At 73.4% G+C, this 13,759-nt stretch carries 10 protein-coding genes, 1 pseudogene and 1 riboswitch; of the genes and pseudogenes, 3 read left to right on the top strand and 8 right to left on the bottom strand.

Annotated features, from left to right (window positions below; translation table 11 throughout):
* Positions 1-745, bottom strand: a 745-nt coding sequence (locus SLP03_RS03165; protein ID WP_319458971.1) for an ornithine cyclodeaminase family protein, incomplete at its 3' end; no start/stop codon positions are given.
* A gap of 120 nt (positions 746-865) precedes the next feature.
* A riboswitch (guanidine-III (ykkC-III) riboswitch) is annotated at positions 866-926 on the top strand.
* Positions 927-983: 57 nt separating this feature from the next.
* Here SLP03_RS03165 and SLP03_RS03160 point away from each other — a divergent pair.
* The gene (locus SLP03_RS03160) at positions 984-1,298 is read left to right on the top strand and encodes a multidrug efflux SMR transporter (RefSeq protein WP_319458958.1); all 315 of its coding nucleotides are present in this window, start codon (positions 984-986) and stop codon (positions 1,296-1,298) included.
* A 206-nt stretch (positions 1,299-1,504) separates the two neighbouring features.
* On the opposite strand, the gene SLP03_RS31490 is transcribed toward SLP03_RS03160, so the two are convergent.
* Together SLP03_RS31490 and SLP03_RS31485 are read right to left on the bottom strand one after the other, a co-directional pair.
* Positions 1,505-3,859: an FtsK/SpoIIIE domain-containing protein gene (locus SLP03_RS31490; RefSeq protein ID WP_413644260.1), complete on the bottom strand. Its 2,355-nt coding sequence runs from the start codon at positions 3,857-3,859 to the stop codon at positions 1,505-1,507.
* Positions 3,860-3,967: 108 nt separating this feature from the next.
* A pseudogene (locus SLP03_RS31485) lies at positions 3,968-5,452 on the bottom strand (DNA translocase FtsK 4TM domain-containing protein); the annotation flags it as partial.
* A gap of 112 nt (positions 5,453-5,564) precedes the next feature.
* Here SLP03_RS31485 and SLP03_RS03150 point away from each other — a divergent pair.
* Both SLP03_RS03150 and SLP03_RS03145 read left to right on the top strand, forming a co-directional pair.
* Complete coding sequence (locus SLP03_RS03150) at positions 5,565-6,044, top strand: YbjN domain-containing protein (RefSeq protein ID WP_319458957.1); 480 nt, start codon at positions 5,565-5,567, stop codon at positions 6,042-6,044.
* Positions 6,041-7,681 (top strand): YbjN domain-containing protein, encoded by a 1,641-nt coding sequence (locus tag SLP03_RS03145; RefSeq protein WP_319458956.1) that lies wholly within the window; start codon positions 6,041-6,043, stop codon positions 7,679-7,681. The genes SLP03_RS03150 and SLP03_RS03145 overlap by 4 nt, the downstream gene beginning before the upstream one ends.
* Positions 7,682-7,777: 96 nt before the next feature.
* On the opposite strand, the gene SLP03_RS03140 is transcribed toward SLP03_RS03145, so the two are convergent.
* The 5 genes from SLP03_RS03140 to SLP03_RS03120 form a co-directional block, all read right to left on the bottom strand.
* Positions 7,778-9,340 (bottom strand): S1 family peptidase, encoded by a 1,563-nt coding sequence (locus tag SLP03_RS03140; RefSeq protein ID WP_319458955.1) that lies wholly within the window; start codon positions 9,338-9,340, stop codon positions 7,778-7,780.
* Positions 9,341-9,524: 184 nt separating this feature from the next.
* Positions 9,525-11,213: a ribonuclease J gene (locus tag SLP03_RS03135; RefSeq protein ID WP_319458954.1), complete on the bottom strand. Its 1,689-nt coding sequence runs from the start codon at positions 11,211-11,213 to the stop codon at positions 9,525-9,527.
* A 55-nt stretch (positions 11,214-11,268) separates the two neighbouring features.
* Entirely contained in the window at positions 11,269-12,192 is a 924-nt protein-coding gene (dapA, locus tag SLP03_RS03130; protein ID WP_319458953.1) for a 4-hydroxy-tetrahydrodipicolinate synthase, read from the bottom strand.
* 53 nt (positions 12,193-12,245) lie between these two features.
* Complete coding sequence (gene thyX, locus SLP03_RS03125; RefSeq protein WP_319458970.1) at positions 12,246-12,983, bottom strand: FAD-dependent thymidylate synthase; 738 nt, start codon at positions 12,981-12,983, stop codon at positions 12,246-12,248.
* A gap of 111 nt (positions 12,984-13,094) precedes the next feature.
* Positions 13,095-13,757, bottom strand: a complete 663-nt coding sequence (locus SLP03_RS03120; RefSeq protein ID WP_319458952.1) for a DUF2752 domain-containing protein — start codon at positions 13,755-13,757, stop codon at positions 13,095-13,097.
* Positions 13,758-13,759: the final 2 nt, after the last annotated feature.

The following is a 13,759-nucleotide window of genomic DNA, read 5'->3' as shown; positions in this document are numbered from 1 at the left end:
TCGGCGGGTCGTACGCGATCGCCTGGGCCGGCGAGTCGGTGACCAGGACGTCGGCGGCGGCCAGCAGGTCGGGGCCGAACTCGGCGCGGTGCCGCTGCTTGAAGCCGACCGTGTTGACGTGCGTGCCCGGCGCGAGGTCCCGGGCGTCCAGCACCGGGGTCGGGCTGGTGGTGGCGAGCACCACGATGTCCCGCCCGGTCACCGCCGCCGAGGCGGTGGCCACGGCCCGGGCCGGCACGCCCAGCTCGGCCCGGACCCGGGCGGCGAACGCGTCCCGGGGGGCGGCCGCGCGGCTGTGCACGGTCACCTCGCGCAGCGGGCGGACCGCGGCGGCGGCCCCGACCTGGGACCACGCCTGCCGGCCGGAGCCGACGACGCCGAGGGTGGCCGCGTCGGGGCGGGCGAGGGCGTCCACGGCCACCCCGCCCAGCCCCCCGGTACGTCGGGAGCCCAGCTCCCCGCCGACCGCGATCGCCCGCACCGCCCCGGTCCGCCCGTCGTGCAGCACCACCAGCTGCCCGCTCTCCGGGTGCCCGAAGGTGTCGTACGACCGGAAGCCGTACCACTCGCCGGTCAGGTGGCCGGCGGTCAGCACCATCCGGCCGCCGCCGAGCGGCGCGGACGCCCGGGGCGGGGCGACCAGCCGACCCTCGTACGCGGCCAGCAGCGCGTCCCGCATCGCGGCGACGGTGACCGGGGCGTCCAGGGTCGCGGCGACGTCCTCGTCGGAGAAGAGCAGCGTCATGACCCCCATACTGCAACCTGAAGTGAGGTTGAGATCCATCGGTGGTGGGGTTCGTCACCGCGCCGGCGGCCGCCGCGCCCGACCGGTGCTAGCGTCGGCTGCGGCGGCACCCGCCGGCGCACGATGGCCGGGCCGCCCCGGACGAGTCGTGGGCGTACCCGGTCAGGCAAGACGCCCCGGACGACAACCGACTCGTCCCGGCCCCGGCGGCCGGGCCCGCCCGCAGAGGTGACCTGCCATGGCCTGGATCGTGCTGGTGCTCTCCGGACTGCTCGAGACCGCGTGGGCGATCTCCCTCGATCGCAGCGCCGGCTTCAGCCGCCCCCTCCCCTCCGCCGCCTTCGCGGTCACCCTGGTGCTGAGCATGGCCGGCCTGGCGTACGCGCTGCGCGAGATCCCGGTCGGCACCGGCTACGCGGTCTGGGTGGGCATCGGCGTGGTGGGCACCGCGCTGGTCGGCATGCTCGCCCTGCACGAGCCGGCCAGCCTGCCCCGGATCGCCTGCCTGGCGCTGGTGGTGGCCGGCGTGGTCGGCCTGAAGCTCTTCCACTGACCCGACTGATCCTCGGCATCGTCGGCGCGGTGCTCGGCGACAAGCCGCTCGGCTGGTACGCGGCCGCCGCGAGCGTCGTCGGCGCCATCCTCGGCATGGTCATCGCCGCCGCGCTGATGAACTCCTGACCACCCGCGCCACGACGTGAGGCCCGCCGGATCCCGGCGGGCCTCGTTGCGTAGCCGTCCCCCACGGCCGGGCTCGGCCTACTCCCCGCCGCCGCGCAGGCCGGCCAGGACCTCGTCCAGCTCGTCGGGCTTGACCAGCACGTCCCGGGCCTTGGACCCCTCGGAGGGGCCGACCACGCCCCGGGTCTCCATCAGGTCCATCAGCCGGCCCGCCTTGGCGAAGCCGACCCGCAGCTTGCGCTGGAGCATCGACGTCGAGCCGAACTGCGACGTGACCACCAGTTCGACCGCCTGCACCAGCACGTCCAGGTCGTCGCCGATGTCCTCGTCGATCTTCTTCTTGCTTTCCTGCGCCGGGGCGAGCACGTCCGAGCGGAACTCCGGCTCGCGCTGGTCCTTGCAGAACTTCACCACGTCGGCGATCTCGCGCTCGGTCACCCAGGCGCCCTGGATCCGGACCGGCTTCGAGGCGCCCATCGGCAGGAACAGCCCGTCGCCGCGGCCGAGCAGCTTCTCCGCGCCGGGCTGGTCGAGGATGACCCGCGAGTCGGCCAGCGAGGAGGTGGCGAAGGCCAGCCGGGACGGCACGTTGGCCTTGATCAGGCCGGTGACCACGTCGACCGAGGGGCGCTGGGTGGCGAGCACCAGGTGGATGCCGGCGGCCCGGGCCAGCTGGGTGATCCGGACGACCGAGTCCTCCACGTCGCGCGGGGCGACCATCATCAGGTCGGCCAGCTCGTCCACGATCACCAGCAGGTACGGGTAGGGGCGCATCTCCCGCTCGCTGCCGGGCGGGGCCTTGATCTCGCCGTTGCGTACCTTGCGGTTGAAGTCGTCGATGTGCCGGACCCCGTTGGCGGCGAGGTCGTCGTAGCGCATGTCCATCTCGCGGACGACCCAGTCCAGCGAGTCGGCCGCCTTCTTGGCGTTGGTCACGATCGGGGTGACCAGGTGCGGGATGCCCTCGTAGCCGGTCATCTCGACCCGCTTCGGGTCGATCAGCAGCAGCCGTACCTCGTCTGGCGTCGCTCGCGTGAGGACCGACACCAGCAGGGTGTTCAGACAACTGGAGTTGTGCGTGGGGATGCACGCACGGCTGGCCAGGTACAGGTGGCTCGGGCTGTCGACCTCGATACATCGGACAGGTACCGAGGCGATTGGCCGCACGTCCACGATGTAGCGCCGCGACGTCGTCGAGCGCGTGCGGACCACTTGTCGGCTCGCCTTGCGCGCCAATCGGAAGACCTTGTCGACCGGGGTGAAATGGATCCGATAGCAGACGGAGGTTGACTGATTCCGGCCCTTCACCTGCTTCGTCGTCAATGTCGCCTGGTAACCGAGCCCAAGAATCAGCTCCAGAGCATCCTGGGCCAGACGCTCGTTCGTCAGCGCGAGTTCGACCCCGCCTTGCTTGGAAACCGTTCCGTCGGTGTCCAGCAGACCTGCCAGCAAGGCTCGCCTCTGCTGCTCGGACGAACGCAGATAAATAGCGGGGATGTGTTTCGTCCCGATCTCGCGGAACAACTGCCGCAGGGTCCGGTAACGGCCAAGGGGGCCAGTGTCTGATTCGACGTGACCCGTTCGCCGTTGCGGGCTCCGACCCCGAGCTGCCAGACACACGGCGGAGAGACCCACCCCGAACCGCCGGGCCGCCCGAGCAAGGCTCACACCGCTGGTCGCCAGCTCCACCGCCTCGGCGATTCGCCGGTCCCGTTCCGGGCTGTTCGAGATCGTGTATTGCATCCGGCTGGCCGCGTGCTTCGTCACGACGTACCCGTCCAGGCGAATGTTGTCCAGCAGTTCGTCCTCGGCGCAGGTGAAGCCGGCCGACCCGGTCGTGCCGTCACCCAGCCAACAGCCCATGGTGTACGGAGCGACGGGTAGATCCTGCTCTGGATAATCGAGCACCCCGCACACATCCACGGCGTGATTGGCCCAGGAGCCGCTTCGCCCGACCACCCGTAGCGACGCTGCTATCTCGGCCGTGGTGACCGGCCGGTCGTCGAAGGCACGCCTGCGACCTGATCGTCCCGGATCCGTGACAAGTTGGTGCAACGCCTGGTAGATCCGGTGACGGGAATAGCCCGGCACCCGGCGGGTCACATCACGACCACCCCGTCGGTAGCTGGTCCAGGCGCTCTCCGCCTCCCTGGGCAGCCCACGCACGACCCGGTGCAGCACGTTTCGGAACTGCTGGCCCACATCGGCGATGACCTCGTCAGTCGACACCGGCCGATCCAACTCCGCCAGCACCTGAACCGCCCGCATGGTCACCCGCTTCACATCACCCGCGGACCAGTACGAACCATCCTTCCATCGGTGGGTTCGCTGAGTCCGGCCCGCCCTCGTTGTCGTCTGCCACTGGTGCTGGGCATCGGCGACGATGACTGTGCCGTCGGAAAACTCCACCTCGTAACAGGGCCGGTCATACATGACGGGGGTGGCAGCGACGATCGTGCACGCCCGACCCAGCTCGTCGAAGGCCCTTCCGCCAACATGGAGCGCGCCCATGGTGGACCATCCGTCGGGCGTGGGGATCGGTGTGTCCAGGGCAAGAGCCTTGCCGGCGCCGGTGGCCCCGGCGATCAGGATGTGAGGCATCTTCGCGAGGTTGGCCACCACGTAGCCGCCCTCGATGTCCTTGCCGAGCGCCACCACCATCGGGTGGTGGTCGCTGGTCGCGGCCCGCGAACGCAGCACGTCACCGAGCGCGACGTTCTCCGGGTCGGTGTTCGGGATCTCCACGCCGACCGCGCTCTTGCCCGGGATCGGGCTGATGATCCGCACGTCCGGCGACTTCACCGCGTACGCGATGTTGCGGGAGAGCTGGGTGATCCGCTCGACCTTGACGCCGTGGCCGAGCTCGACCTCGTACCGCGTGACCGTCGGACCCCGGGTGAAGCCGGTGACCGCGGCGTCCACGTCGAACTGGTCGAAGACGCCGGTCAGGGCGGCGATCACCTCGTCGTTGGCCTTGCTCCGGGTCTTCGGCGCGGCGCCGCCGCTGAGCATGTTCGCCGGCGGCAGGGTGTAGTCCCCGGCCAGCCCGTTGAGCGCGAGCTGCTCCGCCCGGGTCGGCAGGGGCGAGTGCTCCGGCGGCTCGACCGGCTTGCGGGTGGCGGGCACCTTCGCCGGCGGCTTGCGCGGCAGCACCACGGTGTCCTGGAGGTCGACGCCGTAGAGGTCGCCGTCCGGGTCGTCCGGGTCCAACGGCGGCGGCAGCCGCTTGGCCGGCCGCTTGCGGGCCGGCTTCCCGGCCGCCACCTCGGTCGCGGCGTCGGCGGCGTCCGGCGGCGCGACCAGCGAACCGGCGAGCAGCCCGAGCCGCTCCGGGATCTTGTTGATCGGGGTCGCGGTGACCACCAGCAGGCCGAAGAGGAGCAGCAGGACCAGCAGCGGCACCGCCACCCAGGCGGTGATCGCCGTCACCAGCAGGTCGCCGACGCCCGCGCCGAGCAGGCCGCCCGCGTAGTCCCGCTGCACGGAGTCGACCGGATCCTGTCCGATGTGCAGCATCGCCGCGGTGGCGATCAGCATGGACCCCCAGCCGACCAGGCCACGGCCCCGGTGCTCGGGGTCGGCCGGCGTCCGCATCAGCCGCCAGGCGCCGATCATCAGCAGCACCGGCACCACGATCGCGATCGCGCCGAGGAAGAGCCGGACGGTGTCGGCCAGCCGGGCGCCGACCGGCCCGGCGCCGCCGAACCAGATGGCCACCGCGGCGAGGATGGCGAAACCGAAGAGCAGCAGCCCGCCACCGTCGCGGCGGTGCTCCGGATCCAGGTCGCGGGCGGTGGCGGCCTGCCGCCCGGCCGCCCGGACCGCCCAGCCCACCCCGTGCGCCAGTCCCATCCAGACCGCGCCGACCGCGCGTCCGGCGTAGACGGCCGGGCCGGGCCGGGCCGCGGTTCGCCGCCGGGCTGCCGCCCGGGTGGTCTTCTTCGCCGGCTGACGGGCACGGCTGTTCGTGGTGCCGCGCGGCGACGCGCCGCGTCGCCGGCTCGCCTGAGAGGTACGGCCCGCCATACAGTCACGGTAACGGCGTCACCCGGCAGATCGCCGCTTTCCGGGTCGTGTCCGCGCGTCGCAGCACGGACCGCGCCGTCCGCTGTGTTATTCGCCTCAGAAGGGATGCCCGATGGCGTCGCCGGAGATCGAGGACGGTCCGGACGGCCCCCTGGCCGGACACCCGCAAGCATTACGACCGCTCACCGGCAAGTTGATCGCCGCGGTGCTGACCAACCGTGGCTACACGGTCGCCGCGGACGCCGACGGCAACCTGGTGGGCCGCTGGGAGGAGAGCCTGATCTGGTTCTTCCGCCGGGGCGCCGCGGGCGAGCTGCTCCAGGTGCGTACCGTCACCGCCCCGCGCTTCGGCATCGAGCAGGTGCCGGCCCTGTACGCGTTCTGCAACACCTGGAACCACGACCGGCTCTGGCCCAAGGCGTTCGTGCACGTCGCCGACGACGGCCTGGCCCAGGTCTTCGGCGAGGTCACCACCGACCTGGAACGCGGCGTCACCCCGCACCAGCTCGACCAGCTGATCGACTGCGGCATCTCCACCGGCTGTCAGCTCGCCACGGCCGTCGGCCGCCTCCCCGGCGGGTCGGTCCGGTGACCACCTCCCGCGACCGGGGGCCGGCCGAGGCGCTCGCCGACGCCCGGGACCTGCCCGACGGCGAGGCCCGCTTCGCCGAGCTGGAGCGGATCGCCGATCAGGCCGACGCGACCGGCGACCCGGGCACCGGGCTGGCCGCCCGGTTCGCGCTGATCGAGGCGTACCTGCACCACGGGGAGCGGTGGCGGCTGCTCGAACCGGTGCGCCGCTGCCTGGCGGCGGTCGACCGGGCACCCGGGCTGCTGGCCGGCCGCCCCGGCGACGCCGAGACGCTCCGCCGCCACCAGCGGCAGGCGGTGGAGGCGTTCCTCGGCACCCCGCGGGTCGGCCTGGACCAGGCCCGGTCCCTGCTGGACGACCTCGCCGGCCAGCTCGGCCCGGACGCCGAGCCGGTCGCCGAGCTGCGCTGCCGGCTCGCCGACCACCTCGGCGACGAGCCGACCGCGCGCCGGGAGTACGACCGCTGGCGCCACGACCGTGCCGGCTCGGCGGGTCCGCCGCCGCGCTGCGACCCGGAACAGTCGGCCGCCGCGCCCGACCCGGCCGGCGGCTGCCCCGGCTGCGCCCCGGCCCGCCGGGCGGAACTGCTGGCCGGCTGGGGCGAGGACGGGACGGCGCTCGACGCGCTGCGGCCGGTGCTGGAGGGCGGGGTCCGCTGCACCGACCAGCCGGAGCGGGCCCTCGCCGTGGCGCTGCTGCCGTGGCTGCGGAGCGGGGCGGCGGACCGGGCGGGGCGGGCCCACCTGCGGGCCTACCGGCGGCACCGGCGGGAACGGACCGCCTTCCCGCAGCTCGCCGCGCACCTGCGGTTCTGCGCGCTGGGCGGGCACCTGGACCGGGGGCTGGACATCCTCGCCGAGCAGCTGCCGCGGCTGGACCACCCGTACGACGACCTGTCCGCGATGGAGCTCGCCGCCGCCGGCGCGCTGCTCTGCGCGTTGGCCGCCGAGGCCGGGCGGGGCGGGCGGCGCATCCACCGCCCCGGCCACGGTCCCCGACCGGCGGCGGAGGTGGACGTGGCCACGCTCGGCGCGGACCTGCTCGCGGTGGCGACCGAGCTGGCCGGCAGCTTCGACGCCCGCAACGGCACCGGCCACCAGTCCGGGCGGATCGCCTCCTGGCTGGCGGAACGGCCGCTCGCCGACCCGGTGCCGCTGCCGGGCGACGACGACCCCGACGAGTGGCCGGCCGACGACCCGGCGGCGGGGCGGGCCGCACCGGCCGAGGAGGAACTGGCCCCGCTGAGCCTGGCCCTGCTGACCGCCGCGATGGATCGGCGTGGCGACGGGTACGCGGTGGAGCCGGACGGCACGGTGGTGGGCCGCTGGGGCGAGGCGGTGATCCGGTACCGCCGGCTGGGGCGGCGCGGGGAGATCCTGCACGCCCGGGTGGTCGCCACCCGACGGCTGCCGGCGGCCCGGCGGGCCGAGGCGTACGCGTTCTGCAACGACTGGAACCACGACCGGCTGCTGCCCAAGGCTTACGTGCACGAGCTGGACTCCGGCGAGCTGCTGCTGGCCGGGGACGTCACCACCGACCTGGAACACGGGGTGGCCCCCACCCAGCTCGGCGTCCTGATCGAGGCGACGGTGGCCACCGGCGTCGGGTACACCGCCGCGGTCGCCGCGCTGCCCTGACCGGGACGGTCCCGGACGCGGCGCGGCCCCCGGCCACCGGGCGGTGGGGGACGGGGGCCGCGGTCCGGGCCGCCGGACGGGACGCCCGGCAGCGGCTCAGCGGGCGGAGAAGGCCAGGGTGTACGCCCCGGCGCCGTCCAGCCCGACGACCCGGTAGCGGTAGACGCCGGCCGGGGTGTCGGCGGACAGCCGAGCCACGCCGTCGGCGGTGTCGGCGCTGGCCACGGTCTGGAACGAGGCCCCGGTGAAGCGTTGCAGCTGCAGCGCCACCAGGGTGCCCTCCGGCGCGTCCAGGCAGGCCTCCTGGCTGCCGGCGGCGGTCCGGAACCAGCGACCGTCCGGCTGGTTCTGCGCCCGGCCGGCGGCGATCTGGCCGGTGCGGCTCACCTGGCCGGTGCACGCGGTCTGCTCCCCGCCGGGCGGCGCGCTCGGGGCGGCGGTGGCCGGCGGCGCGGTGGCGCCGCCGTCGGCGGGGGGCGCGGACGGCGGCGACTGTCCGTTCGCGGTGACCAGGGTCAGGTTGTTGCGCTGGAGGATCTCGTTGACCGGCTGGAAGAAGGTCACCCCGCCCTGCGTGCAGTCGCCGGACCCGCCGGAGGTGACCCCCTGCGCCTGGTCGCCGGAGAGCCAGGCGCCGCCCGAGTCGCCCGGTTCGGCGCAGACGTCCGTCCGGGTCAGCCCGGTGACCGTCCCCTCCGGATAGTTCACCGTGGCGTTCTTCGCCTGGATCACGCCGCAGCGGGTGCCGGTGGTCGAGCCGGAGCGGCAGACCGAGGCGCCGACCGGGGCCTCCGTGGAGCCGTTCACCGGCACCGTGCCCCCGTTGAAGTCGTTCACCACGCCCTGCGGCGTCCAGTCGCCGTTCACCTCGACGACCGCCCAGTCGTCGCCGGGGAAGGACGAGGCGGCGAAGGTGCCCTGGGCGATCCGGTTCGCGCCGGTGGTCCGGTCGCCCGGCTGGCCGCAGTGCCCGGCGGTGACGAAGCCGCCCACCACGGAGAAGCCGACCGAGCAGCGGCCGGCGTTGTTGATGAAGAAGGCGTCGCCGCCGCGTACGTCGAACAGCGGGCGGGGCGCCTCCGCGGCGGCCCGCACCCGGACCGACCCGGCGGGCACCCCGCTGGCCTCGGCGAACCGCCGGCCGGCCGCCTCCGCGCCCGGCTGGGCGAGCACCACCACCGAGTTGGTGACGACGTCGACATACCAGCCGGAGACGTCCGGGCTGGCCCTGCCGCCGGCCGAGTCGAGCCGGCTCATCACCGCGTCCAGCTCGCGGACACCCCGGTCGACCTGCTTCGGCACCGCGCCTGCCGCCCGCACCGTCGCCGCCTGCGCCGGGTCGGCCACCGCCACGTTGAGCGTCGCACCGTCGGCGCTGAGCCAGCTGCCGCCGTAGTCATCGCCCAGCTCGGTACGGAGCCGGGTGACGGTGCCCGCGGCCCGGCGCTCGGTCTTCAGGCGCTTCACCGCCTGCTCCCGGCTCAGCGAGAGGTCGCGGCTCAGCGCGTCGACCACCACCGGCGCGACGCCGTCGGACGCCGCGGGCGCGCCACCGCGGGGCGCCGCGCCATCCCCGGCGAACGACGGCAGGGTCACCGCCGCCGCCGCTCCCACCGCCGCCACCAGTACGCCGATGGCTGTGATCCGTCTGCGGTCCATCCGCCACGCTCCTCCCGGCCGGCGCGGGATACGCCTGCCGGAGCGGAGTACGGAGACGGACGCCGATCGGTTGAAGTGACGGACGACGATCGACCGAGCGTGGTCGGGCGACGTCGATTCGTACCCGGAGAGCGACGACGCCGGCCCACCGCGGACGGTGGACCGGCGTGCGGAGCCGGTGGGGTCAGACCTCGACCACGGTCGGGACGATCATCGGCCGCCGTCGGTACGCGTCGTTGACCCACCGCCCGACGGTGCGCCGGACGATCTGCTGGAGCTGGTGCGGGTCGGTGATGCCGTCCGCGGCGGCCCGGTTGAGCGCCTCGGTGATCAGCGGGATCACCGGGTTGAACGCCTCCGGGTCCTCCGAGAAGCCCTTCGCGGAGACGGTCGGGCCGGCGACCACCTTGCCGGTGACCGAGTCGACCACCACGGTGGTCGCGATGAAACCGCCGTCGCCGAGCATCCGACGCTCGGTGAGCAGCGACTCGCTGACGTCGCCGACGGCGAGACCGTCGACGTAGACGTACCGGCTCTTCACGTGCCCGACCAGGCTGGCGCGGCCCTCGACCAGGTCGACCACGTCGCCGTCCTCGCAGATCACCACCCGGTCGGCGGCGACCCCGGACTCGATGCCGAGCCGGGCGTGCGCGCGCAGGTGGCGCCACTCGCCGTGCACCGGCATGAGGTTGCTCGGCCGCACCACGTTGAGCAGGTAGAGCAGCTCACCGGCGGGGGCGTGGCCGGAGACGTGCACCTTGGCCACGTCCTTGTGCACGACCACCGCGCCGGCCCGGGCCAGCCGGTTGATCACCCGGTAGACGGAGGTCTCGTTCCCGGGCACCAGCGATGAGGCCAGCACCACCGTGTCGCCGGGGGCGATGGTGATGTGCCGGTGGTCGCCGCTGGCCATCCGACCGAGCGCGCTCATCGGCTCGCCCTGCGAGCCGGTGGACATCAGCACGATCTGCTCGGGCGGCAGCGTGGTCGCCTCCTCGATCCCGATGATCAGGCCGGCCGGGATGTTGAGCAGGCCGAGGTCCCGGGCGATGCCCATGTTGCGGACCATCGAACGGCCGATCAACGCGACCTTGCGGCCGTGCTCGCCGGCCGAGTCGAAGACCTGCTGCACCCGGTGCACGTGCGAGGCGAACGAGGCGACGATGATCCGCCCCTTGGCCTTCGCGAAGATCGAGTCGAGCACCGGCCCGATCTCCCGCTCCGGGGTGACGAAGCCAGGGATCTCCGCGTTGGTGGAGTCCGACAGCAGCAGGTCGACGCCCTCGGCGCCGAGCCGGGCGAAGCCGGCCAGGTCGGTGATCCGGCCGTCGAGCGGGAGCTGGTCCATCTTGAAGTCGCCGGTGTGCAGCACCAGGCCGGCCGGCGTGCGGATGGCCACCGCGAGCGCGTCCGGGATCGAGTGGTTGACGGCGAAGAACTCCAGATCGAACGGGCCGAGCCGCTCCCGGCCGCCCTCCCGCACGGTCAGCGTGTACGGCTGGATCCGCCGCTCGGCCAGCTTCGCCTCGACCAGGGCGAGGGTGAACTGGGAGCCGACCAGCGGGATGTCCGACTTGTGGGCGAGCAGGTACGGCACCGCGCCGATGTGGTCCTCGTGACCGTGCGTGAGCACGATCGCCTGGATGTCGTCGAGCCGGTCCAGGATCGGACCGAAGTCGGGCAGGATCAAATCCACGCCCGGCTGCTCGACGTCGGGGAAGAGCACCCCGCAGTCGACGATCAGCAGCTTGCCGTCGTACTCGAAGACGGTCATGTTCCGGCCGATGGCGCCGAGTCCGCCGAGCGGCATGATCCGCAGGCCGCCCTCCGGCAGCGGCGGGGGCTGTTCGCCCTCGATGTGCGCCTCGGTCACGCGTCCACCTCAATCTGCGACGCCGCAATCCGGCGTCCGTCGTGTCGTTTGGTCATCAGGGCAGTTCCAGGCCCGCCGCCGCGCAGTCCGCGCGCAGCTGGGCCAGTTCGTCGGCGGTGGCGTCCACCAGCGGCGACCGTACCGGGCCGGCGGGCAGGCCCTTGGCGGCCAGGCCCGCCTTCACCAGGATCACGCCCTGGGTACGGAAGATGCCGGTGAACAGGGGCAGCAGCCGCCGATGCAGGCGCAGCGCCGTCGCGGTGTCCCCCGCGTCGTACGCCTCGATCAGCTGCTTGGCCAGCGCCCCGGTGAAGTGCGTCGAGGTGCCGACCAGACCGACACCGCCGACCGCCAGCAGCGGCAGGGTGAGCGAGTCCTCGCCGCTGTAGATGGCCAGGTCGCTGCGGCTGGTCACCCAACTGGTGGCGGTCAGGTCGCCCTTGGCGTCCTTGACCGCGACGATTCGGCCGTGCTCGGCCAGCCGCACCAGCGTCTCGGTGGCGATCGCCACGCCCGCGCGGGGCGGGATGTCGTAGAGCATGATCGGCAGTCCGGTGGCGTCCGCGACCGCGGTGAAGTGCCGCAGCAGCCCGCTCTGCGGCGGCTTGTTGTAGTACGGGGTGACCACCAGCAGACCGTGCGCGCCGGCCTTCTCGGCCGACGCGGCCAGCTCGATGGTGTGCCGGGTGTCGTTGGTGCCGACCCCGGCGACGATCCTGACCCGGTCGCCGACCGCCTCGGCGACGGCGCGGATCAGGGCCTCCTTCTCCGCGTCGGTGGTGGTCGGCGACTCGCCGGTGGTGCCGTTGACCACCAGCGCGTCGTTGCCCTGCTCGTCGACGAGGTGCTCCGCGAGCCGTACGGCGCCGTCCAGGTCGAGGGACCCGTCCGGGGTGAGCGGGGTCACCATGGCCGTGAGCAGTCGCCCGAACGGGCGCGATGCGCCCCGGTCGGGGGCAGCAGGGTGGTCGTGCGTCATGTTCACAACCTAGCGGACGACCACCGGGGCTCCGGCGGGGAAGGGTGCAGGAGTCACTCGGCGTGCGGGCTGGCCGCTACTTCGGTGCCGTCCGGCAGGGTGGTGATCACGAAGTCCGCGAAGACGTTCGGCGCGACATCCATGAGCTGCCGCAGGCACTCGACGGCGAGGTCACGGATCTCCACATCGGCGTGCTCGGTGGCGCGCATCTTGATGAAGTGCCGCCAGGCCCGGTAGTTGCCGGTGACCACGATCCGGGTCTCGGTGGCGTTGGGCAGCACCGCCCGGGCCGCCTGTCGGGCCTGCTTGCGGCGCAGCGTCGGGTTGGGCTCGTCGGAGAAGCGCTGCTCCAGCCCCTCCAGCAGCTCGGTGTACGCCCGGACGCTCGCCTCGGCCGCCTCGACGAACTTCTTGTGCAGCTCCGGGTCCTCGGCGATCACCTTCGGCTCGACCATGGCGGCGTCCCGCTCGGGGACGTACCGCTGGGAGAGCTGGGAGTACGAGAAGTGCCGGTGCCGGATCAGCTCGTGGGTGAAGGAGCGGGACACCCCGCTGAAGTAGAAGCTCACCGAGCCGTGCTCCAGCACCGAGAGGTGCCCGACATCCAGGATGTGCGCCAGGTAGCCGGCGTTCGTGGCGGTCGCCGGGTTGGGCTTCTTCCAGGACTGGTAGCAGGCCCGGCCGGCGAACTCGGCGAGCGCCTGACCACCCTCGGCGTCGGTCGACCACGGCACGTCGTCCGGTGCCTGGAACTGGGTCCACGCGATCAGCTTGACCTGGGGCTGCACCATCTCCGGCATTCCTGGGACTGTAGTGGCCGGACGCCCGGTGGCGAAACCTGGGCGCGCGGACGTGAAAGCGCCCACCACCGGCTCACGCGGAATGGCCGGCCCCGGGGTGGGTCAGACGTAGAGCGAGGTGAAGGGGGCCAGGGGCAGGTTGCGCAGCACCGAGAAGGCGAGCCAGGCGGCCAGGAAGCCGCCGATCACCTTGGGGCTGAGCCGCAGCTCCGGCAGGCGCCAGCCGAACGCCTGGTTCCCCGCCCAGGCGACGAAGAGGTAGGCGAGGAAGGGCAGCGAGAAGACGAAGAGGAAGTGGTGCCGGGCGGCGGCCGGCAGGTCACCGTGCAGCACGTACCAGAGGGCGCGGGTGCCGCCGCAGCCCGGGCAGTCCAGCCCGGTGGTGAGCTTGAGCAGACAGGTCGGCCGGGCGTCCGGGTCGCTGTGGGTGGGGTCGCTGACCAGCGCGTACGCCATTCCCATGCCGACGCAGCCGAGCGCGGCCAGCGGCACCGCCCAGCGCGGCGCGCGCTCGTGGAGGCGGATCACCAGCCGGGTGAACCGGTCCGGCTCGACCGGCTGGTAGGCCGGCTGCGGCCAGCCGCCGGCAGGGACGTCGCCAGTGGGGGCGGAGCCGGCAGGGACGGGGCCGGTGGGCCAGGCCTCCGGCCCGCGCTCCGCGTGCCCGGCGCCGAGGACCGCCGGGGCGATCGGCGCGACACCGTCGGGGGCCTCGTCGGGGGCCTGCTGGCCCGGCTGGATGGCCGGCCGCTCGACGCTCGTCACGC

The organism is Micromonospora sp. RTP1Z1, from assembly GCF_033804685.1.
Taxonomy (GTDB): Bacteria; Actinomycetota; Actinomycetes; order Mycobacteriales; family Micromonosporaceae; genus Micromonospora.
Note: the sequence above shows the minus strand (reverse complement) of the source record. Positions and strands in the feature narration are given on the sequence as shown.

Coding starts and splice junctions, on each gene's coding strand:
- SLP03_RS03160 (WP_319458958.1), top strand. CDS start 984: ATGGCCTGGATCGTGCTGGTGCTCTCCGGACTGCTCGAGACCGCGTGG.
- SLP03_RS31490 (WP_413644260.1), bottom strand. CDS start 3,859: ATGTATGACCGGCCCTGTTACGAGGTGGAGTTTTCCGACGGCACAGTC.
- SLP03_RS03150 (WP_319458957.1), top strand. CDS start 5,565: ATGGCGTCGCCGGAGATCGAGGACGGTCCGGACGGCCCCCTGGCCGGA.
- SLP03_RS03140 (WP_319458955.1), bottom strand. CDS start 9,340: ATGGACCGCAGACGGATCACAGCCATCGGCGTACTGGTGGCGGCGGTG.
- dapA (WP_319458953.1), bottom strand. CDS start 12,192: ATGACGCACGACCACCCTGCTGCCCCCGACCGGGGCGCATCGCGCCCG.
- thyX (WP_319458970.1), bottom strand. CDS start 12,983: ATGGTGCAGCCCCAGGTCAAGCTGATCGCGTGGACCCAGTTCCAGGCA.